Source organism: Chryseobacterium defluvii (assembly GCF_003634775.1).
Taxonomy (GTDB): Bacteria; Bacteroidota; Bacteroidia; order Flavobacteriales; family Weeksellaceae; genus Chryseobacterium; species Chryseobacterium defluvii.
On sequence record NZ_RBXB01000002.1, the window covers coordinates 608794 to 629935 of the forward strand.

22 protein-coding genes are annotated in these 21142 nt (G+C 35.9%); 12 read left to right on the top strand and 10 right to left on the bottom strand.

Annotated features, from left to right (window positions below; translation table 11 throughout):
• Nucleotides 1-8: 8 nt before the first annotated feature.
• Together lgt and yidD are read right to left on the bottom strand one after the other, a co-directional pair.
• A complete protein-coding gene (gene lgt / locus BCF58_RS09560) occupies nt 9-875 on the bottom strand; it encodes a prolipoprotein diacylglyceryl transferase (RefSeq protein ID WP_228434793.1) in 867 nt (288 codons plus the stop codon).
• Nucleotides 876-1310: 435 nt separating this feature from the next.
• Entirely contained in the window at nt 1311-1517 is a 207-nt protein-coding gene (gene yidD / locus BCF58_RS09565; protein WP_228434772.1) for a membrane protein insertion efficiency factor YidD, read from the bottom strand.
• Nucleotides 1518-1653: 136 nt separating this feature from the next.
• Between yidD and BCF58_RS09570 the strand changes: the two genes are divergently transcribed.
• Nucleotides 1654-2931: a replication-associated recombination protein A gene (locus BCF58_RS09570; RefSeq protein WP_121461566.1), complete on the top strand. Its 1278-nt coding sequence runs from the start codon at nt 1654-1656 to the stop codon at nt 2929-2931.
• A 49-nt stretch (nt 2932-2980) separates the two neighbouring features.
• Here BCF58_RS09570 and BCF58_RS09575 read toward each other — a convergent pair whose 3' ends face one another.
• The 5 genes from BCF58_RS09575 to BCF58_RS09595 all read right to left on the bottom strand — a co-directional run bounded on the left by BCF58_RS09575 (nt 2981) and on the right by BCF58_RS09595 (nt 8108).
• Complete coding sequence (locus BCF58_RS09575) at nt 2981-3409, bottom strand: hypothetical protein (RefSeq protein ID WP_121461567.1); 429 nt, start codon at nt 3407-3409, stop codon at nt 2981-2983.
• Between the two features lie 99 nt (nt 3410-3508).
• The gene (locus tag BCF58_RS09580; protein ID WP_121461568.1) at nt 3509-5725 is read right to left on the bottom strand and encodes a DUF2339 domain-containing protein; all 2217 of its coding nucleotides are present in this window, start codon (nt 5723-5725) and stop codon (nt 3509-3511) included.
• 113 nt (nt 5726-5838) lie between these two features.
• On the bottom strand, nt 5839-6561 hold the full coding sequence (locus BCF58_RS09585) for a hypothetical protein (protein ID WP_121461569.1): 723 nt from the start codon (nt 6559-6561) through the stop codon (nt 5839-5841).
• A 274-nt stretch (nt 6562-6835) separates the two neighbouring features.
• On the bottom strand, nt 6836-7684 hold the full coding sequence (pheA, locus tag BCF58_RS09590) for a prephenate dehydratase (protein ID WP_121461570.1): 849 nt from the start codon (nt 7682-7684) through the stop codon (nt 6836-6838).
• A 10-nt stretch (nt 7685-7694) separates the two neighbouring features.
• Nucleotides 7695-8108, bottom strand: a complete 414-nt coding sequence (locus tag BCF58_RS09595) for an acyl-CoA thioesterase (protein WP_121461571.1) — start codon at nt 8106-8108, stop codon at nt 7695-7697.
• A 136-nt stretch (nt 8109-8244) separates the two neighbouring features.
• Here BCF58_RS09595 and dnaA point away from each other — a divergent pair, with 136 nt between their 5' ends.
• The 4 genes from dnaA to BCF58_RS09615 all read left to right on the top strand — a co-directional run bounded on the left by dnaA (nt 8245) and on the right by BCF58_RS09615 (nt 11455).
• Complete coding sequence (dnaA, locus tag BCF58_RS09600) at nt 8245-9699, top strand: chromosomal replication initiator protein DnaA (RefSeq protein WP_121461572.1); 1455 nt, start codon at nt 8245-8247, stop codon at nt 9697-9699.
• Between the two features lie 101 nt (nt 9700-9800).
• Nucleotides 9801-10250 carry a low molecular weight protein-tyrosine-phosphatase gene (locus BCF58_RS09605; protein WP_121461573.1) on the top strand — a complete coding sequence of 150 codons (450 nt, stop codon included), beginning with the start codon at nt 9801-9803 and terminating at the stop codon, nt 10248-10250.
• Nucleotide 10251: 1 nt separating this feature from the next.
• Nucleotides 10252-10749, top strand: coding sequence for a Cif family virulence factor (locus BCF58_RS09610; RefSeq protein ID WP_121461574.1), 498 nt, complete (start codon nt 10252-10254; stop codon nt 10747-10749).
• Nucleotides 10750-10756: 7 nt separating this feature from the next.
• Entirely contained in the window at nt 10757-11455 is a 699-nt protein-coding gene (locus BCF58_RS09615; RefSeq protein ID WP_121461575.1) for an SAM-dependent methyltransferase, read from the top strand.
• 119 nt (nt 11456-11574) lie between these two features.
• Here BCF58_RS09615 and BCF58_RS09620 read toward each other — a convergent pair whose 3' ends face one another.
• Nucleotides 11575-11952 (bottom strand): GxxExxY protein, encoded by a 378-nt coding sequence (locus BCF58_RS09620; protein WP_121461576.1) that lies wholly within the window; start codon nt 11950-11952, stop codon nt 11575-11577.
• A 96-nt stretch (nt 11953-12048) separates the two neighbouring features.
• On the opposite strand from BCF58_RS09620, the gene BCF58_RS09625 reads away from it, so the two are divergent.
• On the top strand, nt 12049-12426 hold the full coding sequence (locus BCF58_RS09625; RefSeq protein ID WP_121461577.1) for a hypothetical protein: 378 nt from the start codon (nt 12049-12051) through the stop codon (nt 12424-12426).
• 36 nt (nt 12427-12462) lie between these two features.
• On the opposite strand, the gene BCF58_RS09630 is transcribed toward BCF58_RS09625, so the two are convergent.
• A complete protein-coding gene (locus tag BCF58_RS09630; RefSeq protein WP_121461578.1) occupies nt 12463-13338 on the bottom strand; it encodes a DUF4349 domain-containing protein in 876 nt (291 codons plus the stop codon).
• 155 nt (nt 13339-13493) lie between these two features.
• Here BCF58_RS09630 and BCF58_RS09635 point away from each other — a divergent pair, with 155 nt between their 5' ends.
• A complete protein-coding gene (locus BCF58_RS09635) occupies nt 13494-14561 on the top strand; it encodes a DUF2891 domain-containing protein (protein ID WP_121462030.1) in 1068 nt (355 codons plus the stop codon).
• Here BCF58_RS09635 and BCF58_RS09640 read toward each other — a convergent pair.
• Nucleotides 14558-15028 (bottom strand): Mpo1 family 2-hydroxy fatty acid dioxygenase, encoded by a 471-nt coding sequence (locus tag BCF58_RS09640; protein WP_121461579.1) that lies wholly within the window; start codon nt 15026-15028, stop codon nt 14558-14560. The two genes, BCF58_RS09635 and BCF58_RS09640, sit on opposite strands and share 4 nt — an antisense overlap.
• Before the next feature lie 71 nt (nt 15029-15099).
• Between BCF58_RS09640 and BCF58_RS09645 the strand changes: the two genes are divergently transcribed.
• From BCF58_RS09645 to BCF58_RS09665, 5 genes are all read left to right on the top strand, one after another.
• Nucleotides 15100-15945, top strand: coding sequence for a helix-turn-helix domain-containing protein (locus BCF58_RS09645; protein ID WP_121461580.1), 846 nt, complete (start codon nt 15100-15102; stop codon nt 15943-15945).
• Nucleotides 15946-16035: 90 nt separating this feature from the next.
• A complete protein-coding gene (locus BCF58_RS09650) occupies nt 16036-17343 on the top strand; it encodes a TolC family protein (protein WP_121461581.1) in 1308 nt (435 codons plus the stop codon).
• Between the two features lie 25 nt (nt 17344-17368).
• Entirely contained in the window at nt 17369-18481 is a 1113-nt protein-coding gene (locus BCF58_RS09655; RefSeq protein ID WP_121461582.1) for an HlyD family secretion protein, read from the top strand.
• A 115-nt stretch (nt 18482-18596) separates the two neighbouring features.
• Nucleotides 18597-20189, top strand: coding sequence for an efflux MFS transporter permease (locus BCF58_RS09660; RefSeq protein WP_121461583.1), 1593 nt, complete (start codon nt 18597-18599; stop codon nt 20187-20189).
• Between the two features lie 111 nt (nt 20190-20300).
• Nucleotides 20301-21005, top strand: a complete 705-nt coding sequence (locus BCF58_RS09665; protein ID WP_121461584.1) for a class I SAM-dependent methyltransferase — start codon at nt 20301-20303, stop codon at nt 21003-21005.
• Nucleotides 21006-21142 lie beyond the last annotated feature (137 nt).

A 21142-nucleotide genomic window follows, 5' to 3' on the forward strand; every position in this document is an offset into this window, starting at 1 on the left:
AAGTAATGTTATTCAGGTTTTTCGTTTTCTGCCTGTGTGATCTTGAATTTTTTAGACATGATCATAATCACCACTCCGGCAATCATAAAAGGAATAGAAAGGACTTGTCCCGTATTCAATCCGGCGAATTCAATAAACTCATCGCCTTGTGGCTCCTTCAGGAATTCAACAAAGAATCTGATCGCCCAAAGAATGATGAAGAATAATCCGAATAGCCATCCCTGCTGATATTTTTTATCTGTTTTTCTGTATAAGAACCAAAGTAAAATAAATAGGGCAACATATCCAACCGCTTCAAATAATTGGCTTGGATAACGGGGAATCGTAACACCGTATTCGCTGCTTTGTTGCGGGAATAGTAGTGCGAATGGAGAGTTGGGGTCAGCCGGTTTTCCAATGATTTCAGAATTAAAGAAATTACCCATTCTTACAAATGCCCCACCTAAAGAAACTACAATTCCTAATCTGTCATATACCCAGAAAGGATTTTTCTTAATGATTTTAAATGAATAATAAAGAGTGGTAAATATCAAAGCAATGGTTGCACCGTGGCTTGCCAATCCTGAAAATCCTGTGAATTTCAAGCCGTTTTTCGTACTGATCGGTAAAAATACACTCCAGAAATCCTCTTTGAATAATTCCGGCTGGTAGAAAATGACGTGTCCCATTCTCGCTCCCAGGATTGTTCCGATCAAAGTCCATGTGAAAAGAGGCTCCAGATATTTTTGATTTACATTATCGATTTTGAAAATTCTGGTCATTAAAATATACCCGAATCCAAAAGCAAAAATGAACATTAAACTATAATAATGCAGTGTAATCGGACCTAAATGGATGCCGGTAGAAGGATCCCAGATTTTAAACGGAGTTTCCAGTTCCACATTATCAGAAGCAGTAACCGGTTTTTGTGATTTAACCGCATATTTAAAAGTTTCGATATTTTCAGGAGTAACGGCTGTATCAATCAACTTGAAATTCTTATCAAAGAACTGGTATTTTGTATTTTTAAATTTGCTTAAAGTCAGAGAGCTGAAATTAAAGTAGGCAGGCTCAAAATTAGAATTGTTCAGGATAACCAGAACATTGTTATCCGTTTTTTTGTCTGCGAACGCATCAAGATCTCCAAGTTCTGTTGTAGAATAGATTTTTACAGGGATTTCAGTGGAATTTACTTTTAAAGTTCCGTCGGATAAGCCGTCCGGATAATTCTGCGCAAAAAAACACTGGGTCATCAACGCAAATAATACAAGGTAAATTCTGAAAAATAGGTTACTCATTTCTATTGATTTAATAGTTTGTTTATTGATATTTTATTTTTTAGGAGGCACAGGATCGTATCCGCTTCCGCCCCATGGATGACATCTTGAAATTCTTTTCACCCCCATCCAGAATCCTTTAAAAATACCATGAACCTGCAATGCTTCTACCATATAATGAGAACAGGTAGGTTCATAACGGCAGTTTTTCGGAAGTAAAGGCGAGATAAACCATTGGTAAAATTTAATCAAAATTACCATGGGAAAAGTGATGATTTTATTGAATGTAAGTTTCAAAACAATGCAAAAATAGGGTAAAAAAATGAAAATTAGTTTAAATTTGTTAGAAGTTTCAGAAGGATAAAGACTGATGCTTATCTCAAAAATTTAATATACTTTGAACCAAAATATACCATTAGCCGAGAGATTGAGACCGAAGAACCTGGATGAGGTTCTTGGGCAGGAGCACCTTACCGGAGAAAAGGGGACCATCCGGAAAATGATAGAAAGTGACACGTTGAATTCACTGATCTTCTGGGGACCTCCGGGAACCGGAAAAACAACATTGGCGGAAATTATCTCCGAAAAGTCAGGCAGGAAATTTTTCAAACTTTCTGCGGTTTCCTCCGGAGTGAAGGATGTTCGTGATGTCATTGAGGAAGCCAAAAAACAAAACCTGTTTTCAGGAAAATCACCGATTTTATTTATTGATGAGATCCACCGGTTTAATAAATCCCAACAGGATTCTCTTCTCCATGCCGTAGAAAAAGGATGGATTATACTTATAGGGGCAACTACAGAAAATCCGAGTTTTGAAGTTGTTTCGGCATTGCTTTCCAGAAGCCAGGTGTATGTTTTAAAAGCAATAAGCTATGAAAAGCTGGAAGAACTGATTGATATTGCCGTAAACAGATACAATCTTGATGAAAATGCAGATTTTATAGTAAAGGAAAAAGAAGCCCTTATTCAGTATTCCGGTGGAGATGCGAGGAAACTCATCAACTCTGTAGAGCTTGTTCTGAACCAGTTCAAAAATTCAGGAAATAAGGAAATCTCAAATACAGATGTGCTTGCCGTTCTGCAGGAGACCATGGCTTTGTATGATAAAAACGGAGAACAGCATTATGATATTATTTCCGCTTTTATAAAGTCTATGAGAGGAAGCGATCCCAATGGAGCTGTATATTGGCTGGCAAGAATGATTGCAGGAGGTGAAGATATAAAATTCATAGCAAGAAGAATGCTTATTTTGGCGGCTGAAGATATTGGGCTGGCTAATCCGAACGCGCTTGTGATTGCCAATAATTGTTTTCAGGCCGTGAATGTAATAGGAAATCCCGAAGCGAGAATCATTTTAAGTGAAACGGCTGTTTACCTTGCAGTATCTCCGAAAAGCAACTCCACGTATATGGCTATTAATGAAGCGCTGGCATTAGTGAAAAAAACCGGAAACCTACCGGTTCCGCTTCATTTGAGAAATGCTCCTACCAAGCTTATGAAAGACCTGGATTACGGAAAAGATTATAAGTATGCCCACTCCTATGAAGGAAGCTTTGTGGACCAGGATTTTCTGCCTGAAGAAATTAAAGACGTCAAATTATATGAACCGGGAAATAATGCTACGGAAAAGAAAATCTATGATGAATTAAAGAAAAAATGGAATAATAAATATTAAAAAAGGATGCTTATATAAGCATCCTTTTTATTTTATATAATGGTAAGCATTATTTTGTCGAAATAAAAACGGCTTTCTGCCCATTATTATCTTTTACCTCTATTTTCTTGAAGATATCTGCATACACTTTAGTATCCGTATCTGTAAACTCATATCCGTCAATCAAAACAGGAGTGCTTTTTGCTACACCTTCCTGCTCATTCAGCTGAGCCAAAGATATTCTGTCCAACACTTCCGTTTTCTTAAGTTTGAATTCCGCAATTCCGTTATCAGCCAGATAACTGAATTTTTTAAGAGCCTGTGGCAGGTTAGCAGCAGTTTTATATACATGCATGCTTTGTACAAGATCTTTTTTGGCATTAAACATATCTACTGTTCCAACAATATTATCGGCTACAGCAAACTTAGTAGTAGTGCTCTTCTGTGCAAATAAAGTGGCAGAAGCAAATATTAAAAAAGAGTAGAGTAATTTTTTCATAAAGTAACTATTAAAAACGTGATAAATATAGTTATTTTTTATAAAATATGGACAAAATTTTATAATAATTTAAAAACTATCCATAAATAAAGGATATTGTTAGGATTCTGAATCTTCATTTTGAGCATTTTCATTTTTATGATCTACCAGATTCCTGATGATGTTTTTCAATCTTTGAAACATAAATGAGCTTAATAATAAAATGATACCCAATATAATAAATGCAATGATTCTGGATACATTATCCATTTGCCATACATCGTAAGCATATAATTTTACGATTACAATGCCTACAAGAACAAAGCCTATTTTATTAAATTCGGGTATATTCCGCTTTAAGCCCACATAAATGAAAATGCTTGCTAAAATGGCCCAGATGATAGGTAAATACAAAATTCTGAAATGCTCTTTCAATGGATATGATTGTTGAATATTTTCGGCATTGGCTAAAATATATCCGTGATATAATTCGGAACTGATAGCCATTGTTATCATGAACGAAAAGATCCAATAAGCAATTGTGGACTTAAAAAAGTCAGTTGAAGGAAGGCGCCTCCAACCTATATAAACAAAAGGAAGCAGATATAATAAATAAAATACATAATAATTTTTTGAAATCTCTTTTCTCAAAATCGCATCCGTTATCATTGAAGCGGAAAGCGAAATATGAATAACCACTAAAAATATAAACAGATACAAAAATCCGGTTTCAAAACCTTTGGTGATCCTTAATGGATTACGCAATAGAAGCAAAATGAAAATATAATATATACTGAACAATAATCCGGCATTGATAATAACAGACAATGGCTGATCTGAAATTTGGTAAAGAATCTCAAATAAAACAGATACATAAATTATCCCATAACTTAAAACACTAAAAAGATTTTCAAAAAAAGGATTTTCCGGTTTGTCATTTTCATTTTGTTTTCTCAACAAATAAAGATTGGTGAAAATAGTAATAATGGTAACAAGGCTCGTCAGGAATACCGGATTGAAAATAACTGGCAGTTGTTTTGATGTAAAATATTCCGACCAGGTTACCATCTGAACTAAAATAACCAATGGGAAAAGAACATAAAAACACATTCTGAAAATAGTGAAGCCTGTTTTTTTCCAAATGAAAAGTAAAAGGGTAGCTTCCACCGCCCAAACGCTGGTGATCAGGTTAGTTTTGAACTGCAGGGCAAAAGCCAATGTTATTAAGCTTACCGTAATACCCGCAAATACAGAGTAAGGAATTCCAAAACTTCGTTTTCCGTGTTCTTTATATAAAAGGACTGCATTCACCCCTGCAAAGACAACCGGAAAAATAATAGCCGGTTCGTAATGTAATTTATTGAAAATATATACCAAACCGATAACACTGGTGAAGTTAACTAAAACAAGCATCAGGATATCTATAACCGAAAGTGTGTTTTTCTTCAGGTAATCTTGCAAAGCAAAGGCATAAAATATAATATAGGTGATAATGTAAAAATAAATGCTCGTAAAATCTGTTTTCTCAATAACCCAGTAAAAAAGATAAATGTTTGTAAATACAAAAGCAATGCAGCTGATGCTTTTCCAGGGTTTCAGGAATACAATAACGAGCATTCCTATATTCAATATGGTCAGATAAGTCAGAAGGAAAACATAGTTACTTTGGCCTGTACTCACCATGAGCGGAGCTAAAAACCCACCAAATAATGAGAAAACGATCAGTACCTGACTGTTATAAAAATAGGATACTATAATGGAAAACAGGGTAATGAGACAAATGAATATAAAAGCCGTATTCTGTGTGAAAATATGATATTCCCGAAAAGCAATAGTTAGCGAAAAATAAAGCACTGCGATTCCGCCCCCTGTGATAATGGACGAGAAGGTATTGTAGTTTTTCCGTAGAAAGTGGCCAGTAATAATGATTCCGATCCCGGTACATAAGCCTATTATGGTACGGGCAGTTTCTCCAATCCAGTTCTTGTCTATTGCGTATTTTACGAAATAACCGATTCCTAGCACAAGAGTGAAAATTCCAATGACGGTTAATATATTCTGTTTTAAAAAGTCAAGTATGGGAGCAAGCCAGTCCTTTTGTGAAACATTTTTCTCTGTCGGTGGCTCAAAAGACATTTCGGAACTTATATTTTGAAAAGGAGTAAGTGGGGAAGATGATGTCTGCACTGGTCTTTTCTCGGAAGATTCCTGATTTTCAGGAAAAAGCTTCTTATTGAGCTCCATAATCTCATTCTCCAGTTTTCGGATTTTATGGTTAAGCTTATTGTAGCCCCACAGGATAACTAAGAATAAAATAACAACAAGACCAATTTCCATTTCCTGATATTTTTAATCAAATATAGATATTTGTATCATAATGGTATCAAAAACTAATCCACCACATACAATGTGATGGATCAGTTATGCAGAGTGATTAAATTGTACTAATTTTAGTTGGATACTTTATAAATGTAAAAAGATCCGATACTTGAACCAAGGAGTCCGGCATTTATCACTCCGGAATCTGTGAGTCCGAAAGAAATCTTGTCACCGGCCTGGAAGGTGTAAAGAGAATTGATGCTGGATTCTGAGATGGTTAAACTCAATACAAGCGGAATGGTAAGTCCACTAAAAGGACGACTGTCTATAATGGTGGTCACCCCGGCTCTAGTCATAACGATTCCAATTCCGGGACCCCCTGTCAATATGGAAGCTTGTAGTCCTGTTCCAAGTCGGAATGAATACCCTATAGCATAAACTCCTGCTGTCGGAATGGTATACGAATTGTCAACATCCGAAAATAAAGCTGGATTTCCCACATTTCTTTCACTTTGTAAGAAATTTACGGCCTGAAAACCTGCCGGAAAAATCCCCAAGTTCAGTAAGGTGATTGTTGCTGTTTTTTTTGCTGCATACACAGAAGTGTTGGTGTTTACTGCACTGTTGGCTGCGTCTATGATAACTTGAGGGTCTACCTTAGCCACCTGAAAAGTTCCCTGATTCACCGCCATGATCTGATAGCCGGGTAAAGAGGGTACTTGAGGGGTATCTCTAACCTTCATCGTGCCATTTACATCCAGAGTTGCCGATGGAGTTGTGGTATTAATCCCAACCTGTGAAAAAATAGGGATAGAAGAAAATGCCAAAATCAAAATACAAATCTTAGTTTTCATGAGTAGTAAGTTTAATTAGTTTCTAAAGAATAACAGCAAAAATTATGCCTTATTTTTATTAAATTTTTAACGTAAGTTGTTATTTGTTATAAATATTTCAATTATAATTGAAATATATGTTTTGTTTCGTTTTGAAAACTACTTATCCTCTTTATGAGTAACATGAAAACATTTTACTTGCATTAAAATTTTAAATCCATAAAAAAGATAAAAAAAATGCTGTCAGAATTACTGGCAGCATGTAAAAGCAATAATGTCAATAAATAGTGACACATTATCCTTGCAATAAATATTCTTTATAGCTTCCGAGGAAATCAACATCAACATTGAGAGACTTTAATTCTTCCAGAGCATTTTCATGTAAGACAGCTTCCCATTTTCCAGCCACATTGATGAAAAAGAAATAATTTCCAAGACCTGTTTTCAATGTTCTGGATTCAATTTTACTCAGATTCATTTTCCTCCACGCAAAAACAGACAGGACCTGATGTAAGCCTCCCGCATGATCTTCAGGCAATGTGAGAATTAACCCTGATTTTTCACCTAAAACGTCCAGCTTACTATTATCATAAGAGCCTTGCTGTTTGGAGATGATAATGAATCTTGTATGATTTTGTTCGAAATCCTGGATATTGCGATGAATGATCTTCAGGCCATACAAGTTGGCTGCAAACTGATTGGCAACCGCAGCAATCTTTAAGTCCGGGTTTTCTGAAACATATTGAGCGGCAGCAGCAGTAGACGGAAAATCCTGTCTCTGGATCGTTTTGTAGTTCGTATCTAAAAAATGAAAACTTTGCGCCAAAGCTTGGGGATGTGAATAAATTTTTTCAGTTTCTTCCATCATACGATCAGGATGAATCATTAAATGATGGGCAATTGGCATTACAGCTTCAGCTTCTATTTTTATCGAAGGTGTTTTATATAAGTAATCAAGAGTCATGGAAACCGTTCCTTCGATGGAATTTTCCAGCGGAACAACTGCTTTGTCTACTTCTCCGTTCTCAACGAAGATAAAGCAATCTAAAATATTGGCTTGAGGCAAAAGCTCCTCATCGGGAAAAAGTTGTGTGGCGGCCAATTGGGTGAAACTGGCTTGCGGGCCTAAAAATGCAATCTTCATGTATAGTATATTATTCGGTTTTCCAGTTTTCTTTGATAAGCTTCATCAGAAAGTCCGGACATTTTATAATTTTATGGGTTTGAGAATTCAGAAAAAACAGGGTAGTGGATGCCTCGGTTATTTTGATTTTTTGCTCATTGAAAATTTCATATTCGAACTCAATTCTCACTCCCGGAATTTTTTTAACATAAGTATGTATTTCTAATTCCTGATCATACAAAGCAGGCTTCAAATACTTAATTTTATACTCCGAAACAGGTAACCAAATACCCTGATTTTCAATTTCATCATACGACATTCCTATATTACGGAAAAGTTCAACTCTGCCAATTTCAAAGTATTGTGCGTAGTTGCCATAATAAACATATTTCATGGGGTCTGTCTCTCCGTAACGTACTCTAATAGAGTGAGTTGTGTGTATCATTTTAACTTGTTAATTATACATACAAATATATTTTTAAATAATCAATACCTGCAAAATTTTTTTTTAAAAATAAAAAATTGGACCTTTGTCTTCCTTCTAAAAAAAATACTAACCATACAATAATCGGGGCATAAATATGGATGAAAATTTAATGATGATATGGCAGAAATGTCTTCAGTTCATGCGGGATAACCTGAATGCGGCTGAAGATAACTCTGATTTGAAGAAACTTGAGAAATCTTTTGATTTATTGTTTGATAAGGTTCAGCCGATTTCATTGGTTGAAAACAATCTTACATTGATGGTTCCCAGTGATTTTTATAAAGAATATATTGAAGATAATTACCTGTCTTTACTTTCTGCCGCCCTGAAGAAAAACATAGGTAAAGGTGTGAAACTTTGGTATTCTGTAATGGAAAATAAGCCGAACGGTTTAGAAAAACCCGTTACCATGAATATGAAAGGGAAAAGCATCCCGACACCTAAAGTACAGGAAACAATGCCGCAAGGTTTTTCATCCAATATTGTAAATCCTTTCGTAGTACCGGGAATCAAAAAAGTGAACATCGATTCCAATCTGAAATCTGATTTCTCTTTTGATAACTATGTGGAAGGGGAGAGCAATAAATTTGCTGCAACAGTAGCAAGATCAATTGCCAAAAGACCGGGAGCTACCGCTTTCAATCCGTTATTTTTATATGGAGGTTACGGTGTGGGAAAAACACACTTAGGGCAGGCGGTAGGTTTGGAAGTGAAAAACCAATTTCCGGATAAAGTCGTACTTTATTTATCATCTGAAAAATTTATTCAGCAATTTATATCGTCTGCAAAAGCTCATAAACAGACAGAATTTGCTAACTTTTACCAAATGGTGGATGTTCTGATCATTGATGATATCCAGTTCCTTTCAGGTAAGTCGGCAACACAGGACAGTTTCTTCCATATTTTTGATTATTTGCATCAGAACGGAAAGCAGATTATCCTGACATCTGATAAGGCACCGGCAGATATTATGGATATTCAGGACAGGATTGTTTCCCGTTTCAAATGGGGACTTTCTGCAGAGATCAAATCCCCGGATTATGATACTCGAAGGAAGATTATTATTGATAAATTGAGCCGTGACGGTATTGTTCTCACAGAAGATATGCTGGATTTCCTTGCTTCAGAGGCAAAAACCAACGTCAGAGAGCTGATAGGGGTTATCAATTCTGTTATCGCTTATTCTACCATCTATAAATCAGATTTAAGTCTTGAGCTGTTGAAAGAAACCATCAATAAGATTGCGGCTAATCAGAAGAAAATTATTAATATTCCTTATATTCAGGAAGTGGTTTGCGATTATTTCGGGATTAAAAGAGAACAGCTTCTATCCAAAACGAGAAAAAGAGAAATTGCATTACCAAGACAACTGGCCATGTATTTTGCTAAGGAATTCACCAATGCCACTTTCACTAAAATCGGAGAGGAAATGGGTGGAAAAGACCACTCAACTGTAATGTATGCTTGTGAAACCATCAAAGATATCTCCAAAATAGACAAAGAAGTTAAGAAATATGTAAAAGAACTTACAGAAAGAATCAAACATTAAGATTTTTAATTAAAATAATGAGAATGAAGAATAAATTTTATTCTTCATTTTTTATTTAGTTTTGTCTGTATCTTTCAACAACTAAAATTAGATTGAGCGCTATGAAAATACTAATGGTTTGTCTGGGAAATATTTGCAGAAGCCCTTTAGCTGAAGGTATTATGAAATCAAAGCTTCCGCAGGATTTTTTTGTAGATTCTGTAGGAACGATTTCCCAGCATGAAGGTGAGCATCCGGATAAAAGAGCTATTAAAACAGCGGCCAATCACGGAATAGATATTTCTAAACAGGTATCAAGACCGATTACCAGTGCTGATCTGAATAGTTTTGATAAGATCTATTGCATGGATATTGATGTTTATGAAGATGTAATTTCCAAAGCCAAAAATGAAGAGCAACGCCAGAAAATTTCGTTATTTCTTGAAGAATTGGGGGATCATGAAAATGCAGAAGTTCCCGACCCGTATTGGGGAGATATGGATGATTTTGAAAGGGTGTATCAACTTCTGGATAAAGGCTGTAATGCTATTAGGAACAAATTAATAAGCTAATATGAAAAGTTTTCTCATTGTATTTCTATTGACCTTTAATCTTGCATGGTCACAAACAAAGGATGAAATTGCCATTCGCAAAGTAATGGATGATTTTATGGAATGCATTAAAACCAGGGATGAAGCCAGATATCTGTCTTTATTCCAGGAGCCTGTTCTATGGACAGGAATTTATAAAGACAGAACCCAGGTAAAACGTTCAGAGAAAAATCCTAAGCTGGAAGCATACTTTGCGGATGATTATAAAGATTTTATCAGAAGCTTTGAAGACAACAAGTCTGAGGAAAAATTTGATAATATCCAGATTATTGAAGACGGATCTATTGCTTCTGCCAACTTTGATTATAGTTTTTGGTATGACGGCAAAATGGAAAACTGGGGAAAAGAGATATGGACCCTTATGAAGATTAACGGTGTCTGGAAAATTACATCCGTTACGTTTTCAATGGATCTCACTCAATATTATCCCCAACCTTCACTAAAAGAAAGAACTAAATAATAATAAAATGCTTTTTTTAATTCCTGCTTATTTATCTGAAAATACTCCCGTTAGTCACTTTTCACCTATCCTGAAAGATTATATCATGCAGACGGATTATTTCTTTGTGGAAAATGAAAAAACGGCAAGAAAAGTGATTAAGTTTTTTGCTCCGGAGAAAAAACAATCGGACTTAAAATTATTTTTACTGGATAAGTACACCGAAAATGCAGATATTAAAGAAGCGCAGGAATTGATGCTGAAAGGACAGGATTTTTGCCTATTATCTGAAGCCGGGCTCCCGTGTATAGCTGATCCGGGCAATTTGATTGTGAAATGGTGTCATGAAAAAAATATAAGGGTGGTTCCTCTTTCAGGACCATCATCTATTATTTTAGCCTTGATTTCCAGTGGATTTAACGGTCAGGAATTTACTTTTCATGGTTACCTTCCTATTGATAAAAGTGAGAAGAAAAAACAAATTCTCCATTTGGAGAGCCTGGTGCAGAAAACCGGATATTCTCAGATCTTTATGGAAACACCCTACAGGAATAATCAGCTTTTTGAGGATTTATGTAAATTTCTTTCTCTGAAGACCAAATTGTGTATTGCCGCCAATATCAATGATCCTGAGCATGAATTCATCAAAACGAAGACAATAAAAGAATGGCAGAAACAAAAACCGGAGCTTCACAAAATTCCGGCGGTGTTTGTTTTAGGAAGATAGTTTTCTCTCGCAGATTATGCAGATGATTGTGTTGTTTTAGATATTAATAAAAAACTTTAAAAGATCTGCGTAATCTGCATAATCTGCATAATCTGCGAGAAACTTAAAATATTTCAATATTATAAATTATTCACAACCCTCTTCACTCCATCCAAAATATTAGTAGTATTAAAATTTACTAGTAATCCCAATTTCTTATTGGATAATTTTAAATAAGTGTACAATTGTTTGAAGTGAATATCTTCCAAACTTTTTACAGATTTAAGCTCCAAGATTACTTTATTTTCAACAAGAAGATCAAGTTTGAAATTGACATTGAATTGTTTCTTGTCATATAATACAGGAAGTAGTACTTCCGATTGAACATCAAGCCCGTTTTCTTCCAGCTCATAAATTAAAATCTTTTTGTATATGGATTCTAACAAGCCAGGGCCCAGTTCGTTATATACATTAAAGATGCATTTCCTTACGAGGTAAGAAATTTCATTTTCATTCATTTGGTTTTATTTTGATGTAATTTACTACTTTAACACTTCGTTAACCCACGTTTTGCATACAAATTGGACATTTCTAATAATTAAAAAATTAAAGTTATGTCTGATAAAAGATTAGCCGGAATCTGGATAGATACGGAAAAAGCTATTGTGGCTAAAAATCACGATTCACAAAATGCCTCCGAATTCTTCCTTTGCAAACCAGTGAAAGCGGAAATACAGCACGGCAACTCCAGTGAGAATGCCGGAAACAATGCAGAAAGAACGAATAGAATTAAATTCTTCAAAGAAGTAGAAGGTTTACTTACCAATACCCAGGAATTATATATTACAGGACCGGGAGTAACTCAGGAAGAGCTGAAACATTATCTTCATGATACAGCTCAGTATAAAAACCTGAAAATTACTTTGGATACCTCACAGCAGATGCCGGAGGAAAAAATACTGGAAACCGTTAAAAATCATTTTAATGCTTAAATTAATAAAACCGGATATTGCTATCCGGTTTTTATTTTATTTTTTCTCTCTTGCCCTCCATTTTTTCCATAAGAAAATGATAACGGGAACGATCAGTAAGAATGGCCACAATGAAACCAGCCCGAGAATAAAACCTACAAAACTGTTCCAGCCTTCAGTCAGGGAATCAGCGAAGCGGCTTCCAAAACCTATTTTTGAAGTAGCGGAGCTTCTCACTTTTTCTTTATATAATGTTAGGTTCAGGGTGCTGTAGTTCACACGGTCATCAATAAAACGCAATCTGCCTTCAGCAACATCAATTTCATCTTCCAGTCCGCGTATTTTTTCCTGAATTTCAAGCATGTCTTTTGTGGAAGCTGCATTTTTAAGGAGATCACGGTATTTTTCAAGATATATTTTTTTGTTGGCCAGTTTAATGGAAACATCTGTATATTCTTCCGTAACGTCTTCAGACGAAACTTCTTTTGATAACACAGAACCTAATCCGTCAGAAAAAGAATTGATGAGGGCATCAAAATTTTTATGGGGAACACGGATGATCAGGTTTAAATTCTCATCAGTATCGGTATTTCGAAATTCTTCGGTCTGTACGTAAGCCTTGTTGTTTTTAATAATTTCATTAACCTGTTGATGAGCCTTTTTAATATCTCCGACCTGAATGGTCATATTTCCATTTTTGATCACCTTTTTAGAAATGGTGTCTATTTTTTTAGGAGCAATTTCTTGGTTTGGAGGTTGAGGCTGTTCAGAATCCATAACAGCCATAGCTGATACTTTATCATCAGATTTGAGTTTCTCGGATATTGAATTGGGAGGTGCAACTTGTATAGCGGCTTCTTCTTTGGCAAGATTTTCAGATTTATTACATTGAATAATGATAAGAAACAATAAAAGCAGGAAAATATTTTTCATAAGAAAGTTTTATGAAGATGATCAAAAAGTGTGCTTAAAATACGTTTTCATATAATTTTTTAGAAATATTATGATGATTCGTTTAAATATTTAATTGAATTATTGATTTTCTTATTGATTTCATGAAAGATCAAATAATTTTATATTTTTATTACATGAAAAAAAGTCTTTTAGCATTTGTATTTTCTCCGTTTCTGATCTATGCCCAGGAAGCTCCGAAGCTGACCAATGAAATGGCTGTAAAACTTTCTGATAAGCCCTTACATTGTATCAACCAGGAATATCCGAATAAAACAGCGCATATCATTAATAATGAAAAGGAAGTTTCCCTGTCGCCTAAAGATCTGCATCCCAGTTTTTACGGGTGTTTCGATTGGCATAGCTCAGTGCACGGTCATTGGATGCTGGTTCGGCTATTAAAGACAAAACCCGGCTTATCGAATGCCAAAGACATTGAACATATTCTGGACAACTCATTGAAGAAAGAAAGCTTGCAGGCTGAAGCAGATTATTTTACAAAATTTCAATTAACCACTACATTTGAAAGAACATATGGATGGGCATGGCTATTGAAATTAGATGAAGAATTGGCAACCTGGGATCATCCAAAAGCTAAAATGTGGCATCAGAATCTGAAACCTCTGACTGACCGGATTTTACAATCCTGGAAAACTTATTTGCCCAAACAAACGTATCCCAATAGAACCGGAGTTCACCCTAACACGGCTTTTGCGATGGCTTTTGCAATAGATTGGGCGAGAGCAAACAAGGACAAGGATTTTGAAAACCAATTGATGGAAAAAGCAAAGTATTTCTATTTAAATGATCAGAAAACACCTGCTTATTTAGAGCCGGACGGTTCAGATTTTTTTTCTCCCAGTCTCGAAATTGCCGACCTTATGAGAAGAGTTCTCCCTCAGAAAGAATATGTACAATGGCTGAATAACTTCTATGAAAAACGCAGTTTAGAAAATATTGAGAAAATTCCGGTGGTCAGTGATCTAAGTGACTATCAGACTGTTCACCTCGTAGGATTATCATTCTCAAAAGCATGGTGTATGAAGGGAATTGCAAAATCTCTTCCCGATAATCACCCGTTGAAAAAGGATTTTCGTAACACTGCGGATAGGTTTTTAGCTAACGGTTTACCCTTGCTTTTTCAAGGGAATTATGGCGGAGACCACTGGTTGGCAAGCTTTGCCGTATATGCTCTGGAAGATTAATACCTGATTCCTAATTTTTTTAGGATAAAGCTTAAAAGCCAGATGGGTCCTATCAAAAGAAACTGAACATCTTTTAAAAAAGATGGTTTTTTGCCTTCTATTTTATGGCCGACAAATTGTAAGATCCAGGTAGCAACAAAAACAGCAAGGTAAATGATCCATGGCTGGTCAAAGCGGGTATTTACCCCATAGGCAAAGCTTTCCATCACAATCATAATGAAAATCATAAGTAAGCCAATCAGAAAGGAAAGCCTCAAATAATAGATTGTTATTAAAGCCATTACAATAAAGCTTACATAACTGATACAGCCAATGTATATAAAGCATATTGACTTTGAAGGGATAAGAGAAATAAAACCTAAGATTGTCCAGAAGATAAGAGGGACGCATATCCAATGGATCAGTTTGTTGACGGCGTTTCTGTGGCTTTCGCCGTATTCTGCCAAAAGTAAATCGATCTTTCTCATGGTTGAAATGATTGTTAGCACGAAAATAATAAAATTTTGTAATAGAGTCGGATATTGGCTAAATTTGTACTATGTCTGTCTTAGAAGAATTCGGAGTTGAAATTTTTACTCAGCATAATATTTTCGAGAGAATTTCTGTCGATAAACCTTTCCGTCCCGAAAACCCGGCGTTTGTTTTTGTGAAAACCGGAACCATAAAGCTTCGACAACATTTCAGTGACCTGGAGCTTTCCGCCAACATGTTTATGGTAACGGATCCGCAAACCGTATATGAAATGATTTCCGTAAGTGATGATTTCCAGTCCAGAATGGTTTCTTATAAAAGAGAATTTATTTCTGCACTATCCTTAAAATTCAACAGACTGATTACTTACCGTTATTTCAGGCAACAAATGAACAGGGGAGTGCCTTTTCATGAGGATGAAATGGAACTGGTCTGGAAAAGTGTGAATTTCCTGAAATATGTATTAGATTCACCCACTGAAATAATCTATAAAAAGGAGATTATAGAACATCTGTTTTCCGTATTCTGCTATCAGATGGCTGGAGTTATTTCTAAAGAAGATAACAATTCCATGAGCCGTATGTCCAGACAGGAAGAAATTGTTTTCAATTTCCTAAAAGATCTTACGATTCATTATCATACCGAAAGAACGGTAGAGTTCTATGCAGAACGTCAGTCGATTACAACCAGACATCTTTCATCAGTCGTAAAATCCATTACGGGTAAATCGGCCAGTGAAATCATCGCTTTAATTGTAATGAATGAAGCCAAAGTGCTTTTAAACTCATCAGAAAAGCCTGTTTCTGAGATTTCCTCTATTCTTGGTTTTAGCGATCAGTATTCATTTTCTCATTTTTTTAAGAAGCATCTGGAATTGAGCCCGACTCAATACCGCAATCAATTCAAAAAGTAAAAATCCTACATTTGAACATCTTTTTCCAAAAATCAAACATTTGTTTGACTTTATGCATGCTATAACTTTGCATCTGTAAAACAAGGTAAAATGATAAATAATGTAAAAACAGCACTATCTTTAGTGATAGCTCTCATTCCTACGCTGTTTTTTTCACAGGAAAAACAGATGACCGCGAGTGAGGCAGCGGAATTGGCTGTGCAGAATCATCAGCAGTTAAAAGTTTCTGCTCAAAATATCGATATAGCCAAACAACAAACGGATGTGGTGAAACTTCAAAAGCTTCCTGCCATTACTGCTTCTACAAGTCAGTTCTATTTAGGCGATGCAGTGGCGATCGACAAAGATTTTTCAAACTCTACGAATATTCCGATGCCTCATTATGGAAGCTCTTATTCCGTGCAGGCAACCCAGCTTATCTTTAAAGGCGGACTGGTAAATAAATCCATTGAAATGACCGGGCTTCGCGAACAGTTATCTGAACTGGATCTTGAAAAGAATAAGCAGGATGTAAAATTTCTGGTAATTTCCAATTATCTGGATATCTATAAGATTTTAAATCAGGAAGAAGTTTTTCAAAACAATAAAAAACTGGCTCAGGAAAGACTGAAAAATATTCAGAAATTCTATCAGCAGGGAATGGTAACAAGAAATGAAGTCATCCGTGGTGAGCTGGCCATCAAAAATCTGGATCAGGGAATTCTGACTTTGTCGAATAACAGAAAGATCCTGAACTATAATTTAAATATTGCTTTAGGATTGCCTTCTGGAACAGAAATTATACCCGTAGAAAATCTTACCAACAAAGAATCCGGTATCGGTTTGGACTATTATATGGAATTGGCACACAACGGCAATCCGCAGTTGAAATCTGCCCAAACCAATATAGATGTTGCAGATAAGAATATTGAGATCATTAAAACCGATAAAATGCCGACTGTTGCTGGATTCGGAGGATATACGCTGCAACGTCCGATCACGACAAGAAACCCTGTTCTGGATATGTATTCCGGAGGGTGGCAAACAGGAATTTCCTTAAGCTATAATATTGATAATTTATTTAAGACAAAGGAAAGAATCAAGCTTGGTGAGCTTCAGAAAAATCAGGCCAACGATGCGATGACTTTGGTACAACAAAATGTAGATATGGGGGTAAATGCAGCGTATGTAAAGTATCAGGAATCTATTCAACAGGCTGAAATCCTGAATGATGCCAAAAAACTGGCGGAAGAAAACTATAAGATTACCGAAGCTAAGTATCTGAATCAGTTAGCCGTACAGGCGGAAATGATTGATGCACAGAATCAAAAGTTACAATCCGAACTGGATTACGCCAATGCCGAGATTAATGTATTGTATCAATATTATAATCTTTTAAAATCTACAGGAACACTTTAATTATCACAACTGAAAATCAAAAACAATGGAAAACAAGGAACAAACTCAACATACTCCAACTCCGGCAACATCAAGCGGAGAAATTAAAAAAAAGGAAACCAGAAAAAATAAAATCAGGGCTATTATTTCAAATCTTGTTGTTTTTCTGGTCATCGGTTTCGGATTATTCTGGCTCGTTCGTGAATATTTTCATATTGGAGATAAAAGCTATACGGAAGCGGCACAGGTAGAGGAATTTATTAACCCGATCAATACAAGAGTTCCGGCTTATATCAAAGAAATCAAATTTATTGAACATCAGCAGGTCAAAAAGGGAGATACTCTTGTTATTCTGGATGATCGTGAGATTGTAACCCAATTGGGTCAGGCGGAAGCAGCTTATCAAAATGCATTGGCTCAACGTTCGGTGACGAGTTCATCCGTGAATACCGTTTCCAATAATGTGAATGTGATGCAATCCAATATTGCAGGGGCCAAAGCAAGACTTTGGAATGCCGAACAGAATTTAAACAGATATAAAAATCTGTTGGCCGCAGAAGCGGTTACCAGACAACAGTATGATCAGGTAAAAACTGAATATGATGCTCAAAAGGCAGCCTATGAAACCTTGATCAATCAAAAGCAATCGGCCAATCTTTCCACGACGGAAGTAAAAAGCAGATTAGGAATTAATGATGCGGAAATTAAAAGGACAAAATCGGCTTTAGATATGGCGAAAATCAATCTTTCCTATACCGTGATTACGGCTCCTTATGATGGAGTAATGGGAAGAAGAACCATTTCCGAAGGGCAATTGATCCAACCCGGTCAACAAGTGGCAACAATAGTTTTAAACGGACAAAAATGGGTGACTGCTAACTTTTTGGAAAGCCAGATGCCCAACGTAAAAATCGGGGATACAATGATAATGACTGCAGACGCATTAGGAGGACAAAAATTTGAAGGGGTTGTTACCGCAATATCGGCAGCAACAGGGTCAAGGTATTCAAGTGTACCTACAGATAATTCAACAGGTAATTTCATTAAAGTACAGCAAAGAATTCCCGTAAGAATTGAGTTTACAGCTTCCAACAAGCAAGAAGACCTTAATAAGCTCCGTGCAGGGATGAATATGAACATCAATATAGCTCAAAAATAGCAAATAGTATAATGTGAGTGGTCAATGGTGAATTTTGCCTTGCAAGTCAAATATGTAATTTCTGTTCACCATTGACAATTCTCAATTCTCAATTCTAACTTCTAGTCTCTAAACTATGTATAATAAAGGATTATTTAATGACTGGGTTCCGAAACCCATGCAGCTTTTGCTCATTGTACTGATGCTGATGGTAGTAATGCCGCTTGGAGGGGTTTATACCGGAAACATCAGCTTTATGACAGGAGGAACCGGTGCGCTTTCAGAGTATTTTTTATTTGCCAATTACGCGACAACCATCGGTATGGGAGCAGCAATGCCTTTGGTTTTGAGAATGAAAATGAGATTTAAGGTACGTCATAAAATTACGGCGTTGTTTATCCTTTTAGGATTGTTCAGTTTTGTGAATGCAACGACTTTGCAACCGATGGTAATTGTAATAACTTCATTATTCATTGGTTTTTTCAAAATGATGGTGGCTATTGAGCTCTTTTTACCCATCATGATGATGATGGGAAACAGAGGCGTGTTTTATGGCGTTTTTTATACCTTTGTTTTAACTTTAAGCCAGGTTTCCAATTATTATGCGGTAGAAGTTTCTATTCTCTATAACTGGCAACAGTTTTTTATCATTGCATCATTAGTATGTCTGGGTATGGCTCTGTTATGCTGGATCTTTATGCATAACCAGTATTTTGCATTAAAAGTGCCGTTATACTATATTGACTGGCTGAGTATCATCTTATTCGTTTCGACCTTTATGTTTTCGGCGTACGTATTTTCGTTTGGAAAGCAACAGGACTGGTGGAATTCTTCAAAAATCATGAATGCAAGTATCGCTGCTTTTGTAAGTTTTGCGTTACTATCTGTTCGTCAGCTGACCTTGAAAAGACCTTATTTATCATTTAAAATATTCAAAAAAAACAATGTGATACACGGTTTGGTGATGCTGCTGTTTTTGGGAATGTTTTTAGGAACCACTTCTATTCAGAATACTTTTGCGGTTGGGGTTTTAGGCTATGATCAATTAACGAATGCCAAATTGAATGTTCTGATGGTTCCGGGGCTTGTATTGGCAGGAATAGTAGCTGTATTCTGGTTTAAAAAAGAAATACCGTTAAAAATGTACATCTTTTCAGGCTTTTCGGCGATGATGGGATATGCTATTATCATGTATTTTTCAATGGTATTAGAGTTCAGCTTTGACAGATGGTATTTGCCGATGTTCCTGAAAGGTTATGGGATGGGCTCCTTATTCATTTCTATCTGGTTCTATACGCTGGATAAGCTGGAACTGGATGATCTGCTTGCTGCAATTGGTCTTGTGTTGGTTTGGAGAACCTTTCTTGCTGTAGGAATTTTCTCGGCATTGTATTCATGGTTTCAATACCATTTTCAGGTAGTGGGAATAGGGGATTTAGCAGTATATGTTGATGGAATGACCATTACTCCGCAAACGCTGGCTCCCAATATGAAGTTAGTTCAATTCAACGCGATCATCATAGCCGGTAAAAAGATATTCGGATATATTATTTTGGCCGGGTTTGGGGTGTTGGGATATATTTTAACGCATCATTTCGGAAGAGAACGTTTCCAATATGTACGATTTGTCAGAATGCTTGGCGGGAAATCCGTCATAGCCAGAAGAAGACTGCACGAAAGAAAAAAATTATTAGAAGAAATAAAAGACGCAGCAGGACCTGCGATCTGACGAAACCTTGTTTTTCATTTGGTAAAGCTTCATTTATTTTTTTAAATGGGGCTTTACCTTTGTATTTAAAAAAATCTAAAATCAGTATCTTTGTGGCCTTAAAAAACAGGTATGAAAGACTTAATGGGAAAAGCGATCTGGGATTTTTATCACAATGAAAATCCTGAAGATTTACAGACGGAAACCTCAATTTCTGAACTGGATGAACTTCCTGTAGATTATCTTTTCAGAGGTTTTGAAGAGATGAATGAAATCGAACAGCAAGCACTTCAATTGGCCCAAGGAAAAGTTCTGGATATTGGAGCAGGAGCAGGTTCGCACAGTTTATACCTTCAAAATAAAAAAGAACTTGATGTGGTAGCTTTAGATATTTCCCCGAAATCTATTGAAATCTGTAAGTTACGTGGAGTAAAAAATGCTGTTTGCAAAAACATGCTTGAATTTTCGGGGGAAACTTTCGATACCATTATATTATTGATGAATGGAACGGGTATTTTCGAAAGCCTAGCCAACATTGATACCTATCTTCAAAAATTACATTCTTTATTGAATGAAAACGGACAGATTTTAATCGATAGTACAGATATTCTTTATATGTTTGACCGTGATGAAGACGGCGGTGTTTATATTCCAGCAGGCGGATATTATGGTGAACTCGATTATGTTGTTCATTATAAAGGGGATTCTGAAGAGCCTATTAAATGGTTATATCTGGATTTTAATACTTTAAAAAATGCAGCCGAAAATAATGGTTTTAAGATTGAAAAAGTATTGCAATATGAAGACTCTTATTTGGCAAGACTTATTAAAAAATAATACAGATACATTGTCATTCTGACGAAGGAAGAGTCTCCATTGACTTATGACATGGTTTATCGAGATTCTTTATTTCACTTTGTGCATTCAGAATACAATACCATAAAAGAAAAAGAGACTACAATTTTGCAGTCTCT

Excerpts from the sequence above, each read along its gene's own strand:
- BCF58_RS09635 (WP_121462030.1), top strand. The coding sequence starts at position 13,494 with ATGAAAAAAAGTCTTTTAGCATTTGTATTTTCTCCGTTTCTGATCTAT.
- dnaA (WP_121461572.1), top strand. The coding sequence starts at position 8,245 with ATGGATGAAAATTTAATGATGATATGGCAGAAATGTCTTCAGTTCATG.
- BCF58_RS09595 (WP_121461571.1), bottom strand. The coding sequence starts at position 8,108 with ATGATACACACAACTCACTCTATTAGAGTACGTTACGGAGAGACAGAC.
- BCF58_RS09625 (WP_121461577.1), top strand. The coding sequence starts at position 12,049 with ATGTCTGATAAAAGATTAGCCGGAATCTGGATAGATACGGAAAAAGCT.
- BCF58_RS09630 (WP_121461578.1), bottom strand. The coding sequence starts at position 13,338 with ATGAAAAATATTTTCCTGCTTTTATTGTTTCTTATCATTATTCAATGT.
- BCF58_RS09605 (WP_121461573.1), top strand. The coding sequence starts at position 9,801 with ATGAAAATACTAATGGTTTGTCTGGGAAATATTTGCAGAAGCCCTTTA.
- BCF58_RS09645 (WP_121461580.1), top strand. The coding sequence starts at position 15,100 with ATGTCTGTCTTAGAAGAATTCGGAGTTGAAATTTTTACTCAGCATAAT.
- BCF58_RS09615 (WP_121461575.1), top strand. The coding sequence starts at position 10,757 with ATGCTTTTTTTAATTCCTGCTTATTTATCTGAAAATACTCCCGTTAGT.
- BCF58_RS09650 (WP_121461581.1), top strand. The coding sequence starts at position 16,036 with ATGATAAATAATGTAAAAACAGCACTATCTTTAGTGATAGCTCTCATT.
- BCF58_RS09655 (WP_121461582.1), top strand. The coding sequence starts at position 17,369 with ATGGAAAACAAGGAACAAACTCAACATACTCCAACTCCGGCAACATCA.
- BCF58_RS09580 (WP_121461568.1), bottom strand. The coding sequence starts at position 5,725 with ATGGAAATTGGTCTTGTTGTTATTTTATTCTTAGTTATCCTGTGGGGC.
- BCF58_RS09620 (WP_121461576.1), bottom strand. The coding sequence starts at position 11,952 with ATGAATGAAAATGAAATTTCTTACCTCGTAAGGAAATGCATCTTTAAT.
- BCF58_RS09585 (WP_121461569.1), bottom strand. The coding sequence starts at position 6,561 with ATGAAAACTAAGATTTGTATTTTGATTTTGGCATTTTCTTCTATCCCT.
- pheA (WP_121461570.1), bottom strand. The coding sequence starts at position 7,684 with ATGAAGATTGCATTTTTAGGCCCGCAAGCCAGTTTCACCCAATTGGCC.
- BCF58_RS09660 (WP_121461583.1), top strand. The coding sequence starts at position 18,597 with ATGTATAATAAAGGATTATTTAATGACTGGGTTCCGAAACCCATGCAG.
- yidD (WP_228434772.1), bottom strand. The coding sequence starts at position 1,517 with ATGGTAATTTTGATTAAATTTTACCAATGGTTTATCTCGCCTTTACTT.
- BCF58_RS09665 (WP_121461584.1), top strand. The coding sequence starts at position 20,301 with ATGAAAGACTTAATGGGAAAAGCGATCTGGGATTTTTATCACAATGAA.
- BCF58_RS09640 (WP_121461579.1), bottom strand. The coding sequence starts at position 15,028 with ATGAGAAAGATCGATTTACTTTTGGCAGAATACGGCGAAAGCCACAGA.
- BCF58_RS09610 (WP_121461574.1), top strand. The coding sequence starts at position 10,252 with ATGAAAAGTTTTCTCATTGTATTTCTATTGACCTTTAATCTTGCATGG.
- BCF58_RS09575 (WP_121461567.1), bottom strand. The coding sequence starts at position 3,409 with ATGAAAAAATTACTCTACTCTTTTTTAATATTTGCTTCTGCCACTTTA.